Source organism: Pediococcus sp. AC40 (assembly GCF_030252485.1).
GTDB classification, from domain to species: Bacteria; Bacillota; Bacilli; order Lactobacillales; family Lactobacillaceae; genus Pediococcus; species Pediococcus acidilactici.
Genome location: NZ_CP127012.1, coordinates 1,242,600 through 1,264,097 on the forward strand (window position 1 = coordinate 1,242,600; position 21,498 = coordinate 1,264,097).

At 39.3% G+C, this 21,498-nt stretch carries 19 protein-coding genes, 1 tRNA gene and 1 pseudogene; 4 read left to right on the top strand and 17 right to left on the bottom strand.

What is annotated here, in order from left to right; translation table 11 throughout:
- Window position 1: 1 nt before the first annotated feature.
- Window positions 2-805, bottom strand: coding sequence for a hypothetical protein (locus NL111_RS06070; RefSeq protein WP_285110058.1), 804 nt, complete (start codon window positions 803-805; stop codon window positions 2-4).
- 284 nt (window positions 806-1,089) lie between these two features.
- On the opposite strand from NL111_RS06070, the gene NL111_RS06075 reads away from it, so the two are divergent.
- On the top strand, window positions 1,090-2,205 hold the full coding sequence (locus NL111_RS06075; RefSeq protein WP_285110059.1) for a site-specific integrase: 1,116 nt from the start codon (window positions 1,090-1,092) through the stop codon (window positions 2,203-2,205).
- Between the two features lie 142 nt (window positions 2,206-2,347).
- Here the strand turns inward: NL111_RS06075 and NL111_RS06080 are convergent.
- Window positions 2,348-2,435 (bottom strand) — tRNA-Ser (locus NL111_RS06080).
- 385 nt (window positions 2,436-2,820) lie between these two features.
- Between NL111_RS06080 and NL111_RS06085 the strand changes: the two genes are divergently transcribed.
- Entirely contained in the window at window positions 2,821-4,074 is a 1,254-nt protein-coding gene (locus NL111_RS06085) for a BglG family transcription antiterminator (protein ID WP_285110060.1), read from the top strand.
- Between the two features lie 21 nt (window positions 4,075-4,095).
- Here the strand turns inward: NL111_RS06085 and NL111_RS06090 are convergent, their stop codons facing one another.
- The 3 genes from NL111_RS06090 to NL111_RS06100 all read right to left on the bottom strand — a co-directional run bounded on the left by NL111_RS06090 (window position 4,096) and on the right by NL111_RS06100 (window position 6,808).
- Window positions 4,096-5,367: an ISL3 family transposase gene (locus NL111_RS06090; RefSeq protein ID WP_502929582.1), complete on the bottom strand. Its 1,272-nt coding sequence runs from the start codon at window positions 5,365-5,367 to the stop codon at window positions 4,096-4,098.
- 611 nt (window positions 5,368-5,978) lie between these two features.
- Window positions 5,979-6,362 carry a YxeA family protein gene (locus NL111_RS06095; RefSeq protein ID WP_002831931.1) on the bottom strand — a complete coding sequence of 128 codons (384 nt, stop codon included), beginning with the start codon at window positions 6,360-6,362 and terminating at the stop codon, window positions 5,979-5,981.
- A 197-nt stretch (window positions 6,363-6,559) separates the two neighbouring features.
- Complete coding sequence (locus NL111_RS06100; RefSeq protein ID WP_002830441.1) at window positions 6,560-6,808, bottom strand: GlsB/YeaQ/YmgE family stress response membrane protein; 249 nt, start codon at window positions 6,806-6,808, stop codon at window positions 6,560-6,562.
- 223 nt (window positions 6,809-7,031) lie between these two features.
- On the opposite strand from NL111_RS06100, the gene NL111_RS06105 reads away from it, so the two are divergent.
- Window positions 7,032-7,628, top strand: a complete 597-nt coding sequence (locus tag NL111_RS06105; RefSeq protein WP_002830442.1) for a TMEM175 family protein — start codon at window positions 7,032-7,034, stop codon at window positions 7,626-7,628.
- 149 nt (window positions 7,629-7,777) lie between these two features.
- Here NL111_RS06105 and NL111_RS06110 read toward each other — a convergent pair whose 3' ends face one another.
- The 10 genes and pseudogenes from NL111_RS06110 to NL111_RS06155 all read right to left on the bottom strand — a co-directional run bounded on the left by NL111_RS06110 (window position 7,778) and on the right by NL111_RS06155 (window position 17,060).
- Window positions 7,778-9,103, bottom strand: coding sequence for a Na+/H+ antiporter NhaC family protein (locus NL111_RS06110; RefSeq protein WP_128211878.1), 1,326 nt, complete (start codon window positions 9,101-9,103; stop codon window positions 7,778-7,780).
- 378 nt (window positions 9,104-9,481) lie between these two features.
- On the bottom strand, window positions 9,482-10,375 hold the full coding sequence (locus NL111_RS06115; RefSeq protein WP_128688300.1) for an IS3 family transposase: 894 nt from the start codon (window positions 10,373-10,375) through the stop codon (window positions 9,482-9,484).
- Window positions 10,372-11,046, bottom strand: a complete 675-nt coding sequence (locus NL111_RS06120) for a helix-turn-helix domain-containing protein (RefSeq protein ID WP_004165838.1) — start codon at window positions 11,044-11,046, stop codon at window positions 10,372-10,374. The genes NL111_RS06115 and NL111_RS06120 overlap by 4 nt, the downstream gene beginning before the upstream one ends.
- A gap of 154 nt (window positions 11,047-11,200) precedes the next feature.
- Window positions 11,201-12,376 (bottom strand): ArgE/DapE family deacylase, encoded by a 1,176-nt coding sequence (locus NL111_RS06125; RefSeq protein WP_270515283.1) that lies wholly within the window; start codon window positions 12,374-12,376, stop codon window positions 11,201-11,203.
- Between the two features lie 105 nt (window positions 12,377-12,481).
- Entirely contained in the window at window positions 12,482-12,898 is a 417-nt protein-coding gene (locus NL111_RS06130) for a hypothetical protein (protein WP_005917328.1), read from the bottom strand.
- Window positions 12,895-13,338, bottom strand: a complete 444-nt coding sequence (locus NL111_RS06135) for a LytTR family DNA-binding domain-containing protein (protein WP_270515285.1) — start codon at window positions 13,336-13,338, stop codon at window positions 12,895-12,897. The genes NL111_RS06130 and NL111_RS06135 overlap by 4 nt, the downstream gene beginning before the upstream one ends.
- 212 nt (window positions 13,339-13,550) lie before the next feature.
- Window positions 13,551-15,011 (bottom strand): annotated as a pseudogene (locus tag NL111_RS06140) (catalase).
- Between the two features lie 183 nt (window positions 15,012-15,194).
- Window positions 15,195-15,971, bottom strand: a complete 777-nt coding sequence (locus tag NL111_RS06145) for an ABC transporter (RefSeq protein ID WP_270515286.1) — start codon at window positions 15,969-15,971, stop codon at window positions 15,195-15,197.
- Window positions 15,968-16,864: an ABC transporter ATP-binding protein gene (locus NL111_RS06150; RefSeq protein ID WP_270515287.1), complete on the bottom strand. Its 897-nt coding sequence runs from the start codon at window positions 16,862-16,864 to the stop codon at window positions 15,968-15,970. The genes NL111_RS06145 and NL111_RS06150 overlap by 4 nt, the downstream gene beginning before the upstream one ends.
- Before the next feature lies 1 nt (window position 16,865).
- The gene (locus tag NL111_RS06155) at window positions 16,866-17,060 is read right to left on the bottom strand and encodes a PLDc N-terminal domain-containing protein (RefSeq protein ID WP_002831937.1); all 195 of its coding nucleotides are present in this window, start codon (window positions 17,058-17,060) and stop codon (window positions 16,866-16,868) included.
- A gap of 215 nt (window positions 17,061-17,275) precedes the next feature.
- Here NL111_RS06155 and NL111_RS06160 point away from each other — a divergent pair, with 215 nt between their 5' ends.
- A complete protein-coding gene (locus NL111_RS06160) occupies window positions 17,276-18,349 on the top strand; it encodes an IS30 family transposase (protein ID WP_128212102.1) in 1,074 nt (357 codons plus the stop codon).
- Window positions 18,350-18,653: 304 nt separating this feature from the next.
- On the opposite strand, the gene NL111_RS06165 is transcribed toward NL111_RS06160, so the two are convergent.
- The gene (locus tag NL111_RS06165; protein ID WP_002830449.1) at window positions 18,654-19,172 is read right to left on the bottom strand and encodes an adenine phosphoribosyltransferase; all 519 of its coding nucleotides are present in this window, start codon (window positions 19,170-19,172) and stop codon (window positions 18,654-18,656) included.
- Window positions 19,173-21,494: a single-stranded-DNA-specific exonuclease RecJ gene (gene recJ, locus NL111_RS06170; RefSeq protein WP_270515292.1), complete on the bottom strand. Its 2,322-nt coding sequence runs from the start codon at window positions 21,492-21,494 to the stop codon at window positions 19,173-19,175.
- Between the last annotated feature and the right edge of the window lie 4 nt (window positions 21,495-21,498).

Here is a 21,498-nt window from a genome sequence, read left to right on the forward strand (position 1 = left end):
ATCATTCAATAGTTGACAGAATAACGTATTTATCCAAAGACTTTTCAATATCTTCTTTATTCTTAGAAGTTATTGTTAATGTTCTAGGTTTTATTTTTATGGATGAATTAGTATAACTATCTTCAAAATTAAGATTAAAATCGTTTATATTTTCTTCATCCAATTTTCTTATAGAAAAATGGTAGAAAGGATTAAACTTAATAAATTTTAATGTAACGGAATAGAGCTCACTACTTAAAAAGACATCTTTATCAGCTGAATAATCCGCAATTTTTTGAAATTCACTAATAAAGTTTAAAAAAACCGAAAATTCATTAATGGAATCTTTATACGCCATCGAAGAAGTATACAAAATCTTTATTTGATTATAATCTGCGCCATTTGCAAGTATAAATTTTAGGTCTCTATTGTTTTTACTATCAAATATTTCCACGTGTAAATTATGCTCAGAATTACTAGGAGAAAGTTTCATACGAGTTCCATTTTTTTTATTGTTGTAGTTAGCTACATATTTTTGAACCAACTCCTTAAAATTGCAACTTTTTTCTATATTAAACTTATTTGTACTCGTCCAGTTTACGGTGTCGCCTTGTATCTTTAATTTTAATTTATTCCATAAAATATATACTGTGTTGGAATGATTTAAAAGCCACATACTATAAGCACTTATAGTAGTAAGAACAGTAACTGTTTGATTAACCCATTCTGCTGTAAAGGAGCCAATTCCAATACTAAATACCAATGCAAGTAAAAATAATATAGTTGCAATTGCTATTTTCAGTAACTCGCTAATTGTTGGTTTCATAGAACTAGTCCTCCTAACTGTAAAACTAATAACGCTATTATACAACATGTTTACTTTAATAATATAGGAAATGCATATTCGATACACTCTATGTTATACCCTTAATTGAAAAAAATAGTAGCTAAATAATTAAGTTAACTACATAACAAAAAAGCCACTTCCCCCACCGACCAAAGTTTGGGATGTGACTACCAAATTAGAAAAACCACGGAAGTGGCTCCTTTAATGTACGCTTATTTTAACATTGAAGCCTGCTTCCAACAACAGAACGGAGGTTCGCTTTTATGGCAAGTATTAAAAAACAAAATGGAAAATGGACTGCTAGGATAACCTGGCGAGATGAGGAGGGAAAACGTCACTACAAAAGCAAGTATAATTTTAAAACGCAATCCGAGGCAGAATTATGGGCCGCAGATTTCCAGTTAAATAAACGGGATATTGATAGCGAAACTTATTTTCCTGCTTATTTTTATGATTGGTACCTAACGTATAAAGAACCCTCAGTAACTAATCGGACTAAAGCTACTTACATGCAACTATATCACGTTTTAAAGAAGTCGTTACTTGCTAAAAAACCGGTTGGCGAGATCACCCGGAAAGATTACCAGCGATTCATCAATGTCTTTGGCAAGAAGCATGCTAAGTCCACCGTAACTAAATTTAATTCGTTGATTCATGCTTGTGTCAAAGATGCGCTCTACGATAAAGCCATTGAAAAAGATTTTGTCTACGGCGTTTCCATGGTTTTCAACAAGAGCAAAACTCGCAAAATTGATTATTTAAACATTGATGAGATGAACACTCTATCCACTTATCTTCGTAGTAGTTTAAATAAGCATTTTACAAGCAAGTACATGATTCTAACTGCGATTTATACTGGCGCTCGTCTAGGTGAAATTCAAGCCTTGACCTGGAAAGATATCAATACCACCTTTAATACCATCTCTATTCGACGGTCTTGGAATGATGAAGAACAAAAATTCCAACCAACTAAAAACGAATCGTCAGTGCGAATCATTAAGATTAACGACGATTTAGCACAGTTACTGAAACAGCTGAAACCTAAGAGCAGTAGCACCAAGATATTCACTAATCAATATGGTACGGTGCCCTCTTCCAGCGCAGTAAATAAAACACTCCGGGAATCATTAGCCCATTGTGGAATCGATAAACCTAGTTTTCACTTTCATTCGTTACGTCATACGCATGTGGCGTATCTCTTATCCGAAAACGTTGATTTATTTATCATATCAAAGCGATTAGGCCATTCTGATATATCAACAACCAGTCGAGTATATTCATATCTAATTGACGAATACAAACAAAAAGCTGATCTACGTATCGAAAAATCACTTGATAAGATTTCACTGAATTCAAAAAATGTGCGAAAAATTTTATAGCACCGGAGTAGCACCGAAGTGCATTTTTCATATAATATTCTCATTTTATTCTATCTAACAAAAAAGTGGCTTAACACCAGTGTTTCCAAGGTGTCAGCCACTTTTGCGACGTTTCATAAAACCTTCTAAAAGGGTACTAATAAGGAGAGTACAGGATTTGAACCTGCGCGCCGGTATTAACCGGTTCGCCGGATTTCGAGTCCGGTGCATTACCACTCTGCCAACTCTCCATAACAGCATTTATTATATCAGATGAATTATTAACCCGCAACACCAATCAAGTATTTTTTTTAATTTTATCATGAACTTTACTCACGAATAATAACACCCTTTTAATTATTTTAAAATCGCTTAATTCTAGTTAATTAAACTCTTTAGCGGTTTCAGAAAATTAATATAACCGCACCTCCTTCTTTAAGTGAAATTAGCTAATCTTTATGCCTATATAAAGTTTATTTAGTACTATTTTTAAAACATTTTACCGAATAACGTAAATATAGCACTCCTAAAATATCCGTTATCGAAAACATTTTCCGTTGATTAAGCATTTATCGTGTATAATTATATGTAACAGTAAATATTAAGGAGGAGCTAACCATAGATTCTACCAAATTAATGAACAAGCGCGATTTGCTTGCGTATCAATTATTACAATTTTTTAGTCAGAATAACGTAAAACCAATTAGTACCTCCTCGTTAGCTGAAATCTTCAACACGACTCCGTACAAAATTGAGGCTTCCATCGCTACTCTGAATGCTGATTTACAAACAATTACTGCTAATGACCACAGTGTTTACATAAGTGAAAAATCATATAAGGGAATTTGGAGCGGGCATAATCTTTTTCAAATCATTGTCGACAAAGTCAAATTACATTATATTGAACGGTCGACCGCTTTTCGTGCTATGGAATATTTATTGTTTTATAACGATTTGGTTACACCCAAAAAATATATTCCCAAGGCTTTCTCGAGTCGCGCCGTTTTTTATCGTCAACTAACTTTAGTTAAACAATTACTAACTGATGAGTTTAATAACTTAACAATCCAAACTGGTAAAGACCGGGAATTTCAGATTCGATTAGAAATCATTGAATTATACGAACAAATTTATAAGGGATTAAAAGAGCCCTTCCCCGAACTAGATCCATTAATAAGTGGAATTTTTGATAGCTTAACGCCCTTTTTTAAACATCAATTACAACATGGCGAAAAATTTAAATTATCAATATTTCTACGAATTTGGATATTACGCCATAATAACCACAAGTATGTTCGTTTTTCAGCGCCTCATCCGCTTAATGTTAAACGCTACGACAAAATTTATCACGTTTTAAAGCAAACCCTAGGCTGGCACTTTAAGCTAACCCATTCGGAAATGCTTTTTTTGTACGGTTTTTTATTAAATCAAGATTACTTAGATTATGCGGGGATTCCAAAGGATACGTGCAACTATCAATTAGTTAATAAAATTACGGATGATTTTCTAAATTGGATCAAATCGTTTAATATTTTAGCGGATTTTCCGTTGGAAGTTGAACAATCTTTAAGAAAAGACCTTATTAACGTCAATTTAAAATTATTTTCGTACTACGCGGAACTACTAGACGCAACTTACAAAAATTCAATCCATACCTTACGAGAAAACTATCCTACGTTTGATATTTTAATTCAGCAATTTTGGCAAAAACTTGCTGCTCAACCCGAGCTTAAAAAATACCATCTTAATAAGTACAACTTGTACTATGGTTACATGTTGGCATTAGCTAATAACATTCCCGCTAAATACAGTCGCGACCGGGTTAGAGTGGTGATTGATTTTTCAAAGGGCAGCCTGTATTCCCGGCTCTTCGTCAACTGTTGTTGGTAAACTAAATTTTGAAAGTTCTAATCACTTGGTGATTAGGGCTTTTTTAGTATGTATGCGGAAAACGTAAAGTACTCTAATCCTAAACTTAAAAAAACCTCGGTAGCCAAAGCCAGCTCTTTTAATAGCTTTGATTTTATTATTTAATCCTTCTAAAGGTCCATTTGAGTGTTGTGTAATGAAGGTATTATGGATTTCATCATGATGAGTTTGAAGCATTTTAAGCGTACTAAGCATTTCTTCAGAACAACCTTCGGTGTTCCAAAAGGCGGCATTGTAATTGTTCCAATCTTTGTGTTTAAGTGCAGCTTGAAGTTTATTTAAGACGTTGTAAGTTTGATTGAGAGCGGGATCAAGATTTAACAGCCGATCTACAATATCTTTGGCGGTGACCCAGTAAGGGAAATAAGTCCATTTATGAAATTGTTCAAAATCTAACTGCTCATGAGGCACTAGCAATAATTTCCAATAGCGTTTAAGTGCTTTAAATTCACGGGAAGATGGGGCAAATTTTTTCATTATGCGAACTCTAGTCTTATTAAACGCCCGATTAAGGGCGTTGACGATATGGAACTTATCTACGACGACAATCGCATTTGGAAAGATAGTTCTAGTCAACTTTGGGTATGTATAGTTCATATCTGTGACAATGATTCTGACATTTTCCCTGGCCGCTAGATCATAACGTTTAAAGTGTTTTTCTAGTCGTTGGATAGTCCGAAAAGGAAGAATATCAATTAATTTATGAGTTTTGGCGTCCATGAATTCAAAGCTCATGGCATCAGTAGCGGTTTTAGTACTTTTGATTTCATCCATCAAGATTACTTCTGGAAGCCAGTGAAAATTTGGCTTAAAATCGCGTTCAGCTCGTAATAGTTGACGTCCAACAAAGGAGTCGGATGTCGAAAGTTCATTAGCAATATGTTTTAAAGACACTGGTTCAGCAAGTTTTTCTAGGCAAGCTTTACGGGTTGGATTAGAAATTGTGCAGTGCTTGGGAACTAGACTGGTTTGTGCTAGAAAATTAGTTTGGCATTCTTTACAGCGAAAGTATCTGCGCTTTAACTTCAAGACGGTATCATTTCCAAGAGCTTTAGCAAAGCGAACGGTGGTCAACCGCCACCCATACCTAATAATCTGTCCATTATTCATAATGCCACATTTGGGACAAGCCATCGGCTTGTAATCTAAAGTGCCTTCCAAGCGAATAACTCCATCACATTTTCGAGCACCATTTTTAATTTTTATATGATTATCATCTATACCTAACAAAAGCTTAGTAGTATCATTACACATAAGGACATTCACTTCTTTCTGAAAATCTTCGTCGTGGTTGATTTTTTCTGAACGGACAGTGAGTGTCCGTTTTTTTATATACCTAAGCATACAAAAAATCTGTCATCAGCAATAGATAATTCTATTACCAACAACAGATATTGTAGAACCGTATTCCCAGTACGTTGATAATACGCTAAAATCCTTATATGGAAATAACGTAATTTTGACTAATCATTTAGAACCACAATCCGATCTCTTCTTATCAGATACGTATTCTTACAAAATTAAAATTCCACAGCTGATTTGGAAATCATTTCCAACAGTTGCAGATTGGACCAACTTGATTACCCTAATCAAGGAAACCCGATCAGCAAAAGCTCGGCAATTTTTCAAATAACAAATTAAAAGCGTGTAAGACAAAAATCGGCTAGTTTGCGAGAATTAACTGAAAAGCGACCGTTATGAATTGGCATAACGGTCGCTTTTTGATTAAGCAAAACTAACTGATTTTTAGCACATATTTTGCCTCTATTGGAGCCAAAATACCAAAATAGCTTTTTGAGAATCCTTGAAAAATATTTCTTTAACTTTGTTCAAGCCTCTCTCCAGCTCATCAGTTAAAAACATCCTTAATCGATATTCAAAATTTTACGTACCTTGTTAGGTACCTTATCCTTGCTGATCTCGTTAGGTCCCTTTATTACCCGTTTTTTCGAAATCTCAGCCTTAACGACCGCGTTAGGAGTAAACGGTTTAACCTTTTCTCCCGTTAACTCATAATCTAGCGTACGCTTTTCGCCATTTTTTAAGACAAACTCAAATTTATAGTCGTAAGCATGCACACCAGATATTTTCTTCCCGCTGTCGTCGGTAGCTTGTTTTTTAGCTGGAACCTCATTCGGCACCACTGCGTAAGCTGTTTCCGCTTGATAATTGTCCTGATAGTACTTCCACCCAAAAATAATCACCACTGCCGCGACTAAAATCGCTAAAACTCGCCCTGCATCTCTCATTTATATTCTCCTATCTAGTAAGCCGTTATCAAACGTCTAATATTTGTAAGAAATGATACCATTTTTCGATTTATCATTACAAAAATAATGACCTACGTTGTCCAAAATATTCCGGCGAATAAAATCTTTTTCTAGCATAAAAAAAGACGACCCCCTGCGGATCGTCCCTATTTAAAATATAAATAACTAAAAAATTGCTAATTCTTACGGCTTTGAAGGAACCAAGATACAACAGCTACTAGTACTACAGCTCCGATGATCGAAGGAATCAGTGCCATTCCAGCTAAGGATGGTCCCCAAGTTCCTAGTAAGCTTTGGCCTAACCAAGCACCTACTAAACCAGCAACGATGTTACCAATCCAACCAGCTGGTAAATCACGGCTAGTAAGCGCACCAGCAATTGCACCAATAATAGCTCCTACAATTAATGTCCAAATAATTCCCATTATTACGCCCCCCTTCACTGCACTAATAGTAACAAATGTTCATTTTATATACAAATAATATGCATTGTAACTAACTTTTGTAAAAAATAACCCGTCAAAGTAACCACAATAGTTTGCCGCTGCAATAGTGTTGTACGACTAATAATTCCACATAAAAGATGGAATCATTAGCAAAAATTCCTTTGTGCTGTATAATTTTTATTAGGCAAGAAAGGAAATTACGATGAATAAAGCAAGAGTTGAAGCATTTACTGACGCAGTCTTAGCAATAATTTTAACAATTATGATTTTAGAACTTAAAGTGCCCGATTCTAACCAACTGAGTGCTATTTTAAGCGAACTGCCATACCTCTTTTCATATACCGTTGGCTATCTACTTATTGGGGTTGCGTGGTACAGCCACCACTACATGTTTAGTAAAACTTCGGGAATTTCTAAAAGAGTTTATTGGGCAAATAATTTCTGGATGTTCACGACCTCCTTTATCCCCATGGCAACCGCCTGGATTGGGCGAGACTTAAAAGCCCAGGGTCCCGAAATCTTTTACGCCATCGTCTTTTACATCTGGACCGCCGCTTACCTCATATTAAGCTACGTGATTTCTAATGACGACCTGAAAAGGAAACAATATAAAAAAGCGCACGACATTAGGAAAATGAAAATTTACCAATACCTCACCAACGTAAAATATATGCTAATTCAGACCATTTTGTTGATCATTATTTTAGTTTTCAAGCCTGAATTCTTACTAGCGGTAGTCTTATGGCAAATACTGGCCTTTGCAATCTGGAATAATGACGATAGTGATAAATTATTTTAAAAAGTTCGACCCTGAATTTTTAGGTAAAACTATCCCTAAAACGCGAAGCGGTTTACCGTAGCAAATTAATCCTAGACACACAAAAACCACTTGAAATTAATCAAGTGGTTTTTTTAGGCATCTTTTATAAAATTATTTAGTAAATATTTCTAGGCTGCAGAACGTTTTGCGTTGATATAGTTAACGATAAACGTCAAGCCCATCAAGACCACTGGGTAAACCATGTAACGAATCAAGTCTAAGTAGTTCGTACTCTTCCCCGCAAGTTGAAGGGTCATCATCATCGCGGAGTCCTGAGGAATGACCATCGAGGCCGTAACCGCAAAAATGGAAATCACTCCGGCGAGCACCTTCTTATCAACTTGGTATTGGTCACCTAATTCCTTAGCAATCGGTGAAGTAATCAAAACCGAAATATTGTTATTAACGATTGCACCGGTAACACAGAAACTCAAAATCCCAATGAGGGCTTCACAGCTTGCCTTGCTCTTGATATGCCGGGTGAACACGTGGACCATCCAATCAATTCCGCCATAGTGTCGCATTAATGCAACCATTCCGTTAACCATCATCGCAAAGATTGCTAGCCAGAACATGCTTTCCATTCCACTACCAATCGCCTTTGCGCACGCAAACAGGGAGGCTTTACCCAGTGCCATCCCGATTGCACTAGCCATTACGGTTCCCAAAGCTAGCACTAACACTACGTCCATTCCCATAACGGCCAAAATTAAAACTACTAAGTAAGGCAAAATGGTAATTACGTTATAACTGCCAGCATGAATATTGCTAGCACTGCTATTATTTAAACTCATTAAAGTATAAATAATAATCGTGATTACCGCTGCTGGAACGGCGATTTTAATCTGCCATAAAAACTTATCACGCATTCTTGCGCCCACTCCCGCTGCCGCTGAAATGGTAGTTCCACCGATCATTGAAAGTCCGTCTCCAAAGTACGAACCGGTGATTACCGCTGCCCCAGCCATTCCTGCGTTTAGGTGTGCAGCTGCTACTAGCGAAAAGGTCACTGGCGCCATGGTTACGATCGTTCCCGTAGAAGTTCCGATACACAGTGAAATGATTGCCGCAATCAAGAAGATTCCTGGTACCAGAAATTGGCTTGGAATCAACGAAGTTCCTAAATTAACGATTGAAGACTGCCCTCCCGAAATTGCTACGGCTGAAGAAAAGCCCCCCGCCATCATTACAATCAAGGAAAGGTTCATTACTCCTGCGTTTCCAGCGTTGTTTAGGTAGATGTTCATTTTCTTGGCAAACTTTGCCCGCGGTTCGAAGAAAATTAAAGCAAACAACAACGCCACTAAAATTGCTACCTGTCGTGGCATGTACGAAGACGGATCCTTGGCACCTTTAATCGTAAAGACCGCTAAGCAGCCTACGTACAGCACCAAAAAAATCAGTAATGGTAACAAACCAGCCGCGCCATAATCTTTGCGCGTTTTCTTTTCCATTCTCAAATCCCCTTAAACATTTATTGGTCTAGCACTTATCTATAATACCAAAACCCCGTTCAATTAACATAACTACTAAACTAAAGTTAGAGGTTACCATTAATAAGTAAATTTTTCAAATAAAAACCCTCTGTAACAGGTAGTTCGGAGAAAAGCGCCCTTTTCTCCTGAATCGTAAAGTAATTTTTTCAATAAAAAGAGGCTGAGAAAAAATAAAGTAATCCTTTTTAAGGATGGATTTTTTGGAAAATCAGGCTGGAATGTTGCCTTTACTATCATAGAAGCAAAAGTCAATTTTTCGGTTCAATCCAAAAACGACCATTATGTACTAGGCCCTGTCAAGTTGACAGATGAAATAATATAAAATTAGGCGGCTTACTAAACGGCTTCATTCCAGTATTCATCTGGAGTGAGGCCGTTTCTTTTTGTTGATCGATCATAATGATTAAAATATTCAATTCCACTTTCAACTAACTTAATCAGCTCTTGATAAGTTTTAGGTGTTTCATGCCGTTCCATCCAACGTAGTTTAAATTCATTCCACCATCGCTCCATCGGAGCATTATCATACGGAGTTCCAGGACGTGACATACTTCGTTTAATGTTGAATTGATTAAGAAAATTGTTAAATGTTCCGGAGGTGTAGGCTGATCCACGGTCAGTATGAATTAACGGTTGAACACAACTTACCATTGAAAACGCCTGCTTAAATAGTTGTACCTGTGATTTGCTAGTTTCTGTTTCGCTTAAGGTATATGTAAGTAACTTTCGACCGTATAAATCTAGTACGCCACTAAGGCGTACCTTATATTCACTGTTTACTCCATAAGATAATTCAGTTGAATCTGCTAACCAAACTTCGTTTGGCTTGTTTACTTCAAAATTTTGATTTAATAAATTGTCTTGGATATATTGTTCGTTTTGTTTGTTTCGATTATGTTTCTTCGGTCGAATCTGACATCTAATACGCAATTTACGCATTACACGACGGACCATTTTAGTGGTCACAGGGAAATCAATCAGCTTATCTTTTTCTAAATTAACTAATATATTTCCAGCGCCAATACCTTGATGATGAAAATCAAACCAATATTGTACACGGTTATTTAATTGTTGATCTTGCCGTTCCCAATCCGTTTCTTTGCGTTTTAGAAATTTATAATAAGCCTGTCGGCTTAAACCTGCATTCCTCAAAAGAAGCGATACTGCTCCAAAGTGATATTGACTGATTTCTTTAATTGCTTGATAAATCAACCGATGTTGCTTTTTCACCCCCTGCGCTGAAGTTCCATGTATTTTTTTACGAATTCTTCAAGTATTTTTTTCTCAGCTAATTGTGCCTTGAGTTGCCGATTTTCGCGCTTTAATTTATCTGTTTCGGTTAATTCTGTAGTTGGTTTACGATGCCCACGATTATCTGCGAGGCTTTCATAACCACCAGTTTGAGCTTTGATAACCCATGAGCGAACTTGTTGGTATGATACCTTAAAGTGCTCAGCTGCTTCGGCATACGAATGTTTACCTTTGGTAATCCACTCGACAATTTCTATTCGCTCTTCAAAAGTTGTCTTACGACTCATAACGGGGACCTTCTTCCTAAACGGCGTAGCCGTTAAAGTTTTATCCTCATTATACTTGTTAATCCAGTCAATTAGTTGCTTACATGAACGTAATCCAAATTTACTCATTAATTCACTAAGGGTACCTTCACCATTCAAATATGCCATAACCGCTGTGTACTTAAAGTCAGTGGAATATTTATTATTTTTTTTAACTTCCATCAGACCTTTAATACCAAAGGTTTCGTAGCGTATTAACCAATCCTTAAAAGTGCTTCTTCGAAGACCATGATATTTAGCAAATGCTCTTTGACTAATATTCGATTGGTTAAATTCATTTATAAAATTTAATTTTTCTAATGCTGTGTACTTAGATCTAGACATTCAAAAATCCCTCCATGATTATCAGATGAATTATGTTATTTCATCTGACAACCATAAAGGGATTATCACATTAAACCAAATTCAGGCTTAATGGTCAGTTTTCAGTAAATGTTCCTAAACTACCCAACTTTTGTCTTCCTCTTTACTTAATTGGCTAGTCTTTTTGGGCAGTTAGATATTGCGTAAATACCGTAATATACATCTTAATAAAGTTTAAATATAGGTCCTTTTCAACGTATTCATCAACTTGGTGAACTCCGTCACCGGTCGGCCCCCAAATCGCAAATGGAAAACTTTCATCCTTATCCCTTAGCAAATTAGAAGCATCGGTGACCGCCGGAATCACCCCTGGTTTAATTGGCGCACCACGAAATTCGCTACCGACTCGTTGAATTAATTCCATCAGCCGGCTTTTTCCAGTTGTTTCCACCGCATCCTGAGTCATGTAGGCTTCCAATTTAACTTGCGCGCCCGCGTCGTTTTGCTGATCGACTAATTTTTGAAGGTCAGCAATCACCTGCTGATTGGTAAAATTTGGAATCGTCCGCGCGTTAATTTCTGCTTCTGCCGTTGCCGGAATCGAATTAACCTGGTTCCCGCCCTTAAAAATTGTGGTGTGGAAGGTTAACGGCCCAAGCAATTCATTTTCAACTGCGGAATCACGGAAATGGTGATTAGCCGCGTGCAAAATTTCAATTAACGGATCAATAGCGTTTTTACCGTCCTCGGGCATCGAACTGTGAGCGGACTGCCCCTTAGAAGTTAACCTAATATCCAAGGAACCCTTATGTGAAAATGCCGGATCATAGCCACTCGGTTCGCCAATCACTAAAGCATCCACGTCGTCCATCAGTCCCATTTCAGCAATTTTTTGCGATCCTTCTTCGCCCACTTCTTCACCAAAGGTCGCCATTAGCCGAATGGTCCCCTTCTTCAGCAGGCGGTTGTGCTTAATTTCAATCAAAGCGATTACCATAGCTGCTAAGCCAGATTTCATATCAGCCGCGCCACGTCCATACAAACGGCCATCACGCTCCGTTAGTTCAAATGGATTACTGGTCCATTCAGTTGGGTCACCTGCATCAACCACGTCCATGTGTCCCGAAATTCCTAGAACCGGGCTGCCTGAACCAATTTCCGCTAACAAATCTGCCCGAGTGTCACTATAGCGAAGAACTTTAGCGTCAATCCCATTTTCCTTTAATAATTTTTGTAAGTACTTTGCCACCGTAATTTCGTGATCGTTAGTAGAATTAATCGCAATTAAATCCCCTAAAATCGCTATACAATCCTCATTTGTAAATACCGGTCGTTTTAATTCAATGTCCATTTTATTCCTCCTTGCGTGCACATCTTAGTGAAAACGTCTTCATCATTAATTGAATGCATTTTATCACTAATACTCGTTAATTTACAAGAAAGACCCTCTAAAGGATTAATTTCTGGAATGTGGTGCGTTAAGTTGCTGAATTAGTTTTTGATTTTGGTAATTACGATAATAATAGAACGTGAGGATATGCAGTATTAAAGTAAGTATCAAGATTTCCCACCAGAAAGGCAAAACCATTTTAAGAATTTTACTAGAAAAAAGCCCTAGTCCACCAAGAAGTGCGCCAAAATTTATTAATGTTGTGCAGCCAATATTTCTAAGCGCCCCCCATGTTGTGTAGTTCCATATGTACGGATAGATAACGCCAAATACACTCCCGCCAATAATGGCGATTAATAAGAGATGCCATAGGTAACTAGGTGTCATTTCCAAATGCGGGCAAAATAGCTCAATTACTACTATCAACCACCCCATGAACAGAAAGCTCGTCTGAAAAAAGGTATGTTTTAGTTGAGTTATCAAATTAACCCCTCCTTCACTTTTTTAGCATAATGCCGGCTAACAATGAAACTTTCCGCATTTTTAGTATGTACTTCTATACGTGCATACGTCGCTTTCTTAAATTCGGTAACCTGGTCCATATTCAGTATCGTTGAATTATTAATCCGCATTAAATTTTTCAACGCCAATTTTTCTAAATCTTTCAACCTTCCCCTGATATAGTAGACTTGGTTATTTACCGTATAAAGTTTCGAAAGATGATCCATCGCTTCAATTAGATAAATCTGAGAAATATCAATCTTAAGCCTTCGTTCATTTTTGGGATTAATTACTTCCACCTGATCTTTGAAGTTAAAACTTCTTGTTATTTTGCTAGCGTACTTTTTATTATCGGGGTGTAGAGTAACGGTAGCTTTGTCAATTGCTTGTTTTAAATCCCATTTAAACTCAAGGTAAATCATTAAAAGCCTCCCTTCATCTACCAAGGTTACCGTCTTTTAGGGGAATCCACAATATTTCTAATTTTTGTTGCAAAAACGCTTCCTAAGTTGCTACCTTGCCTTACTAGTACGGTTTATTACGAAGTACTCGAAAAAGAGGCTTTACCACATGGTGATTAAAGCCCCTCCAATCTTTGTTATTTATATTTTTAAATTTGAGCGTCGGTTTTGCTTTATCGTTCTGCTTCACCAACAATTTTATTGATGTCCATGCCTAAAGCTCTTGCAACTCGGATGCCGTAATCATGATCAGCGTCATAAAATTGACTAATTTCCAGCTGTTTAATTTCGTCAGATTTAACCTGGCCTAAAGCTCCTTTAATTGTGTCGATTAACCGATCTTTTTCAGCTGCTGACATTAGGCGATAAAGATCGCCTGCTTGAGTCGTATAATCAACCTGGTATTCATAAGGTTGTGCCAGCGCTTCCCCGTCCACCTTGAAAGGTTTAATGGAAGCATCCCGATCTTCAGTAGGTCCGTCAAAGGAGTTGGGTTCATAATTTACTTCCGGTCCCTGCGTGGCCTTCATAGCGCCATCACGTTCATAATTGTGTACCGGGACTACCGGACGATTAATCGGCAAGTCTTCAAAATTTGCTCCCAAACGATATCTTTGCGTATCTTTATATGAAAATAGCCGACCTTGCAATAATTTATCTGGCGAAGCTTCAATTCCAGGAACTAAGTTAGCAGGTGACATTGCCGCTTCTTCCACGTCCGTGAAGTTATTAGTTGGATTTTCATTTAGCACCATCTTTCCAACCTTAATCAATGGGTAATCTTTATGAGAAATTACCTTGGTTACGTCAAAGATGTCCCACTTATAGTGAAGGCCTGCTTCGTACGGCAAAATCTGAACGTAGAGCGTCCACGATGGGCTCTCCGCCTAAGCAATGGCGTCATATAAATCATCTTGTAGATAGTCAGTGTCTTTAACCGTGGCCTCGGCTGCAGCTTCATTCGTCATGTTTTTAACGCCTTGGTCTGAAATGAAGTGGTACTTGACCCAGAAGGCTTCACCCTTTTGGTTAACCCATTTAAAAGTATGAGAGCCATAACCGTTCATCGTTCGATAAGATGCTGGGAGCCCCCGGTCACCCATTAAATAAGTAACTTGATGCAACGATTCTGGGGAATGGGCCCAAAAGTTCCACTGCATGTCTTGAGTGCGCCGATTAGTTTGCGGATCCCGCTTTTGAGAATGGATGAAATCAGGAAACTTGAGCGGATCGTTTACAAAGAATACCGGAGTATTATTTCCAACAATGTCGTAATTACCATCCTGAGTATAAAATTTGACCGCAAATCCGCGCACATCGCGAACCGTGTCTGGGTAGCCCTTTTCTCCAGCCACTTGGGAAAAGCGCACAATCAAGGGGGTTTGTTTGCCAACGCCGTTAAAAAGGTCCGCCTTAGTATACGGACTCATGTCATTTTCTAGTTTGAAGTACCCCTTCGCACCAGCTCCTTTGGCATGCACGACCCGTTCAGGAATCCGTTCCCGATCGAAATGGGCCAACTTCTCCAATAAATTGTAGTCCTGCATCAATACCGGACCGCGATTTCCAGCAGTTTGCGTGTGTTGGTTATTGGCCCACGGTTGTCCAGCCTCCGTTGTTAATTTTTCTGACATATCTACTCAACCCTTCTCTAAAAATTTTAGTAGATCTACTATTCAATAAAACTAATAACGTTATTTGCCACGGATTATAACACCCGCTCTGCCAATAAAGAAGCAATATGCCTTCCGTTCTCACCTTTGACCCGCAATGGATATGCATTATCAAACTGCTTGTATACCTATCGTTACAGTAATTTATTCCGCAATTGTTTCAACTCGTCGAACCGCATGTTGGTTACGTAATGATTTAGCCATTATCAAAATTAAACATCCCACAATTAAAATTCCAATAAGTACCAGAGGTCGCCATAAATCGGTCCAACTAACTGGATGAATTAACCAATTTGTGGGGTTCAAAAGGTTGGTGGGCGACCATTTCATAAATCCTTTAAGCTGGCTAAACAGACTGCTAATTAAAACGCCAATTTCAATTACACCCGCAGCTAAAAATGGTGCGCCTGAATATATGGCAATCGTACTTGCCAAAACAACACTCGTTACAATGCCTAACGTTTGTAACAGTAAACTTGGCCATACTAAGTCGAAACGAATGGTGCTGCTAAAGAAAGCCCAATCCACATAAACTGCCCAACCAGCCCCCATTACCGTGCCTAAAACCACACAAATTAATCCTGCCGCCATTTTTGGAAAATAAATTGGCCCAGCCTTTTTGGCACGTGTTAAATAAAAAAGTTGTTGTGCGGGATTTTTTCCTAAAGTACAGGCATCCGCAACCAAATATGCCATGATAAAAAGTACTACTTGCTCCGTACTTTGGAAGTAAGAAGTCATCAAACTATCCCAAGTCGGAGATGGAAGCTGAATACTGGCAGCACTGCCGCCACCAAATTTTTCTATCAGTTGATCACTATAATATGCCGATAATGGTGCTACAATCCCCATTAATGCAGCAATGAGTAATATTAAAAACATCCGCTGTTTTCGAATCCACTGTCGTAATTCTAATTTCATTTAGCTTTCTCCTTATCTTTTGCGTGAATCCACCGTTCAAAAGCATGGTTAAGGTCTTGACTACTTCGATTAATCATTACCACGTCATCAGCTAACCTACTTAATTCGCCTAGCCCTTTTTCAAAATCTTGTGCTGGAAACTCAATTTGGTGTTGTTGAATCTCCTTTACCACAATTTGACATTGCTGTAAGGCAGCCACTACCCGATCCTTAGCGTTAACCGATTTAACTAATATTTCAACCGAATCATCCGTTCCTGCGATAAAATCTGTCAACGCTCCTGAAAAAATCATTTCTCCACGATTAAGTACGAGCAATCGTTCGGCAATTTGCTGGATATCATTAAGTAGATGGCTCGAAATTACCACCGTGGTAGTTTGTGCTATTTCATTAATTAAACCCAACATTGCCTGTCGACCGAACGGGTCCAGTGCACTGGTAGGTTCGTCTAAAAATAGCAGTTGGGGTTTTAAGATGTTGGCAGCGGCGATTCCTAATCGTTGCTTCATTCCTCGAGAAAATCCACCTACTAAACGGTTTTGGTGTTCCGCTAAGCCAACTTGTTGCAACGCAGTTAAAATTTGTTTTTCATTTATGCGTTGATTATCCAAGCGAAGTGACTGTTGTAAAATTTCACGAGCAGTTAAATATTTTTCAAACTCGGGAGTATCTGGGCAATATGCCAACTTTGCCGTCTGGTCGATTAAGATTTGTCCATGCTCTACTGGTTCTTGACCAAAAATAGCGTGGATTAGGGTTGTTTTTCCTGCTCCATTTGGCCCAATCAGACCCACCACTCCCGGACGGTTAGTAATTTTACCGTTCACCTTTTTTAAAGCTGCGAAATCCTTGAAGCGGACCGTTAAATCATGAATTTCTACTAAATTTCTCATTTTACCAACTCCCTTCCCGTCGTTCTAATAGATAATATGCGATCCCGCCTACCGGAATTGCTAACAATGTCACCACTATCCAACCCCATTTAGGTAAGTAATGCGTTCGTGATATTCGGCAAATATCATTAATTGTCCAAAACAGATAAATCCCACCAACTAAAATTAGCGGAACAATAATCTTTAAATAAGCCATTATTGGTTCTCCTTTTCCTAAAACTAATTGCCTACCTCCTTTATAAATGATGACGTTGGGTCGTTAGCAAATACTTTTCGTTAAAAAATATTATTTATTAGATTTAAAATAAAAACGCGCGTTTTATAATTAAGTTAGCCACGCAGCCAAAATGGTAAAAAAAAAAAACACCAAGACGAAAAATTCAGGTATCATTGAAGTTCCTACAACAAACAATGAAAGAAGTTTTCGTCTTGATGCAAGAACAGTCTATCACACCACGCCCAAAAGGTCACCATTTATCGGAAATCGAACGCGGTCAAATCGCCGCTTGGCACATTGAAGGATGCTCAGCACGGCAAATAGCGATTCGATTAGGCGTCTGCCACCAGACCGTCAATAATGAGCTCAAGCGTGGTCGAGTCACGCAAGTTAAACGCGTTAATAATCAGAAACACTACTTTGAAATTTACAGCCCTGAAGCCGCTCAGAATCGCTATGAAATAAAGCGGCAAAACTGTGGACGTCCATTAAAATTTAGCCAAGTGACGGCCTTCTTAGCCTACTTTGATGATAAGTTCTGCCATGAGGGCTGGTCTCCGGACGCTGCTGTTGGTTATGCCCGTAAGCACCGGTTATTTAAGCCGGCCAAAATGGTCTGTACGAAGACTTTGTACAACTATATCGATGCGCAACTATTGGAGATCCGTAACCTTGATCTGCTGGAAAAAACAAAACGCCGGACGACCCAGCACCACTCGCACCAACATCAGCGCCTACTCGGTCGTAGTATTGAAGAACGGCCAAAGCGAGTAGAAACGCGCCACGAGTTTGGTCATTTTGAGATCGATACTGTCATTGGCAAACGTGCTGGTAGCGAGAGTGTCCTATTAACGTTTACCGAACGTAAAACGCGCTATGAGATTGTCCGCTTGATCGAGGGTAAAGACGCTGAATCTGTGGCTTATGCCATGCAAAATATTACGGCTGAATTCGGTGACGTTATGCGGACAGTCACGGCGGATAACGGAACAGAGTTCACCACGCTAACGGCTGCGCTTGAGGGTGTTGCCGAGACTTATTATGCCCACCCTTATAGCTCGGCCGAACGCGCCACTAATGAGGTCCACAATCGTATACTCAGACGTTACTTTCCTAAGGGGCAATCACTCGATCTAGCTACACCCAGTCTGGCCCGTCAAGCTGAATCTCGGCTCAACCATCTCCCGCGCCGCTTACTTAAGTTCTGTACACCAGCTGAAGTATTTCGAAAGGAATTAGCACGTGCGCGCAAAGGCCGCGCCGCCTAATCCTGATCCACCTGGAACTCCCATGAGCCCTTTCGTCTGTGTGCTTTATCGGCACTGGCTAACTTACTATTGCAATTTGCGTTTAAAATAAAAACGAGAAGCCTTCTTATGTAAGGCCCCTCCTCTAAACAAACTAAAACGTTAAATGTTAAGACCCTCGTCTTCGATTAACGATTTAAATTTGAGCACAAAAAAACGCCTACAGATTTTCATCCATAAACGTCACTTTACTTAGAACATCAATTAAATTGCTAGTAAAAATCAAAATTTACTATAATGTGCTAAAAGTTATTATCCCTAATTTTTAGTACTCCATTAAACTAAGCATGTCGTAATCACGAATCTTTTCGCGTCCGTGCAAGTCTTTAAGTTCAATTAAGAAGGCAGTGCCGACTACTACCCCGCCAAGCTGTTCAACTAGCTTGATGGTTGCGGCAATAGTTCCGCCGGTGGCTAGTAAATCATCGGTAATTAAAACCCGTTGCCCTGGTTTGATGGCAGATTTTTCCAAATATAACGACGACTTTCCGTATTCAAGTCCATAGGAAGCTTTAACCGTTTCAGTTGGCAATTTACCCTTCTTCCGTGCGGGAGCAAATCCCACTCCCAAGGCGTACGCGACTGGGCAGCCAACAATAAAACCGCGTGCTTCAGGTCCTACAACCATTTCAACCTTTTTTTCTTTAGCAAAGTCAATGATTTGGTTAGTAGCTTCTCGGAAAGCTTCTCCGTTTCCCATTAAAGGTGAAATATCCCGAAAAATAACTCCCTTTTCTGGAAAATCCGGAATACTTGCGATGTAATCATGTAAATCCAATGCCATTTAAGACACTCCCTCATTCTCAACGTTTAGTAACTGGGTTAGCATGGTTGCCAATTGATCACCGTTACTATAAAGTAGTTTTTCCTGCGTTTGAATTAAATCCAAACGTTTTTGGTAGATTGGAGCTTCAGATAATTGGTGAGTTTGAACTTCGTCATTTATCAAAAGCTTTCCTTGTTCCATTTTAACAAAATTTAGTTCAAAGAATACTTTTACCATAAAATTAACCTTTTCTTGGTCAATTTTTAATTGTTTTCCTAGCTGTAACAATGCCGCTTTAGTTAACGGTTGCCGTTTGACCGCCGCAAAAACTGTCGCAAATTCAGTACGACTCGGCATCCCACTTGCGTAGTAATCAGTTTGGTGGAAAAAGTAAGTTGTAATTTGGGTTGGTTGCCACTTTTGCAAAGCCTGTCGTAGAACTTTTAAACTAGGCGGACAATCAACCAGTACTACGGCTTGATGGGCCTGGATTGCCGGGGAATCGTAAAGATAAAGCTGACGGCCCAAGTTTTGTTTTTCAATTAAACTTAATAGTTTGGGATTGAAAAAGATGTACTGTTGCTCATCACGGAACAGACTCTTAGCTAAATTAGTGGTTCGCTGATCAACCACCTGCAATCCGTTAATTTTCAAATCCTCGGTCATTAATTGTAGTGTTACATTCCCCCGCCACTCGTTAATGCCCAACGTTCCGGCCAGGTCAATGGTGTTGGATAAGTGACTTAATTTATCCGCGATCTCCCCGCGTTGGAATGCAATGGCTGCTAATTGTTGGCCAGCTTGATTTGCCGTGAATTTTAAGTGAGCTTGGTTTTGACCAATTGCCTTCACATCGGTAACTCGTACGTTGGTAATTGCCAATTTAGGCACCGGATTATCCATTCCAAACGGACCTAATTGCTTAATTTTGGTTACTAAGTCCGTGGAAAGCTCGCTAATTGCAACCGTAGCATCTAAATTCAACTGCGGCCGTTGCCGAAAATCGAGTTGGGCTTGTTCCGCAGCCTTTTCAAGTTGGTCCGCTAAAACTGGCAAATTAGCCTCTTTAACGGTGATCCCAATTGCCATGTGATGCCCGCCAAAACCTTCAAAATGCTCGCGCGCCGGGTTCAAGGCTTCAAAAAGGTTTAAATTGGCCACGCTACGACCGGAACCTTTATATACGCCATCCTGGTTTTGATCGCTTAACACGATGGTTGGTTTGTTAGTCAGTTCGACTAAGCGGCTCGCAACAATCCCCAGTACTCCCTGATGCCAATCGTGGCCGCTAATTACTAAGGTCTGTAAATCGCGATGGCCTTCATCTTTAGCAATTTCTGCCGCCACCTCATAAATCTCGTTAACCAACCCTTGGCGTTTAGTATTGGTGGCGTTAATGTCCTTAGCAATCGCGGTAGCTTGTTCCTCGTCAAAGGTCGTCAATAATTTTACGGCTTGGCTAGCGTCTCCCAAGCGACCAACGGCATTAATTCGGGGTGCCACGGTAAAGCCGATTGTTTCTTCATCAATCTGGCTAGTTTCAACGCCCGCCACCGCAATTAATTTTTGCAACCCGATTCGGGAAGTTTCTGGGATTAGCTGCAATCCTAGCTTAACTAAGAGGCGATTCTCGTCAGTCATCGAAACTAAGTCCGCAATTGTACCGATTGCGTATAAGTCCAAAAACTCTTCGGGCACTTCTTCTAATAGCGCACAAGCCACCTTAAAAGCAACTCCCACGCCAGATAAATCTCCGAAGGGATATTCTCCTTCTGGATGTCGGGGATGGACGATTGCATATGCGTTAGGCAATTGATCGGGCATTTCGTGGTGATCAGTTACCACCACGTCCACACCGTGCTCTTGCGCGTAATTAATGGCTTCGTTGCCAGCAACCCCGTTATCAACCGTCACAATTAGTTGAACCTGCTCATTGTTAATAAAATGCTGGTACTCCGCTAAGTTTGGACCGTATCCATCCTTAAAACGGTTCGGCACAAAATAATTTACGTCCGCACCTAACTGAGCAAGGGTTTCATACATGATGGTCGTACTCGTCACCCCGTCAGCATCGTAGTCTCCATAGATCAAAATCTTTTCGTTGGCTTCAATTGCGGACATGATCCGTTCGACAGCTTTTTGCATATCGTGTAGTAAAAACGGGTCGTGTACCACACTTTGATCCATCGCCAAAAAATTGGTCATTTCGTCGGCAGTCCGGAACCCCCGGGCTACTAGGATTCTTACAATGATTGGATCCAGCTGGGTTGCCTTAGCTAACTCCGCAATATCCACATCCGGCAGTGAAGGTACCTGCCAATTAAATCGACTATCTTTCATTAAG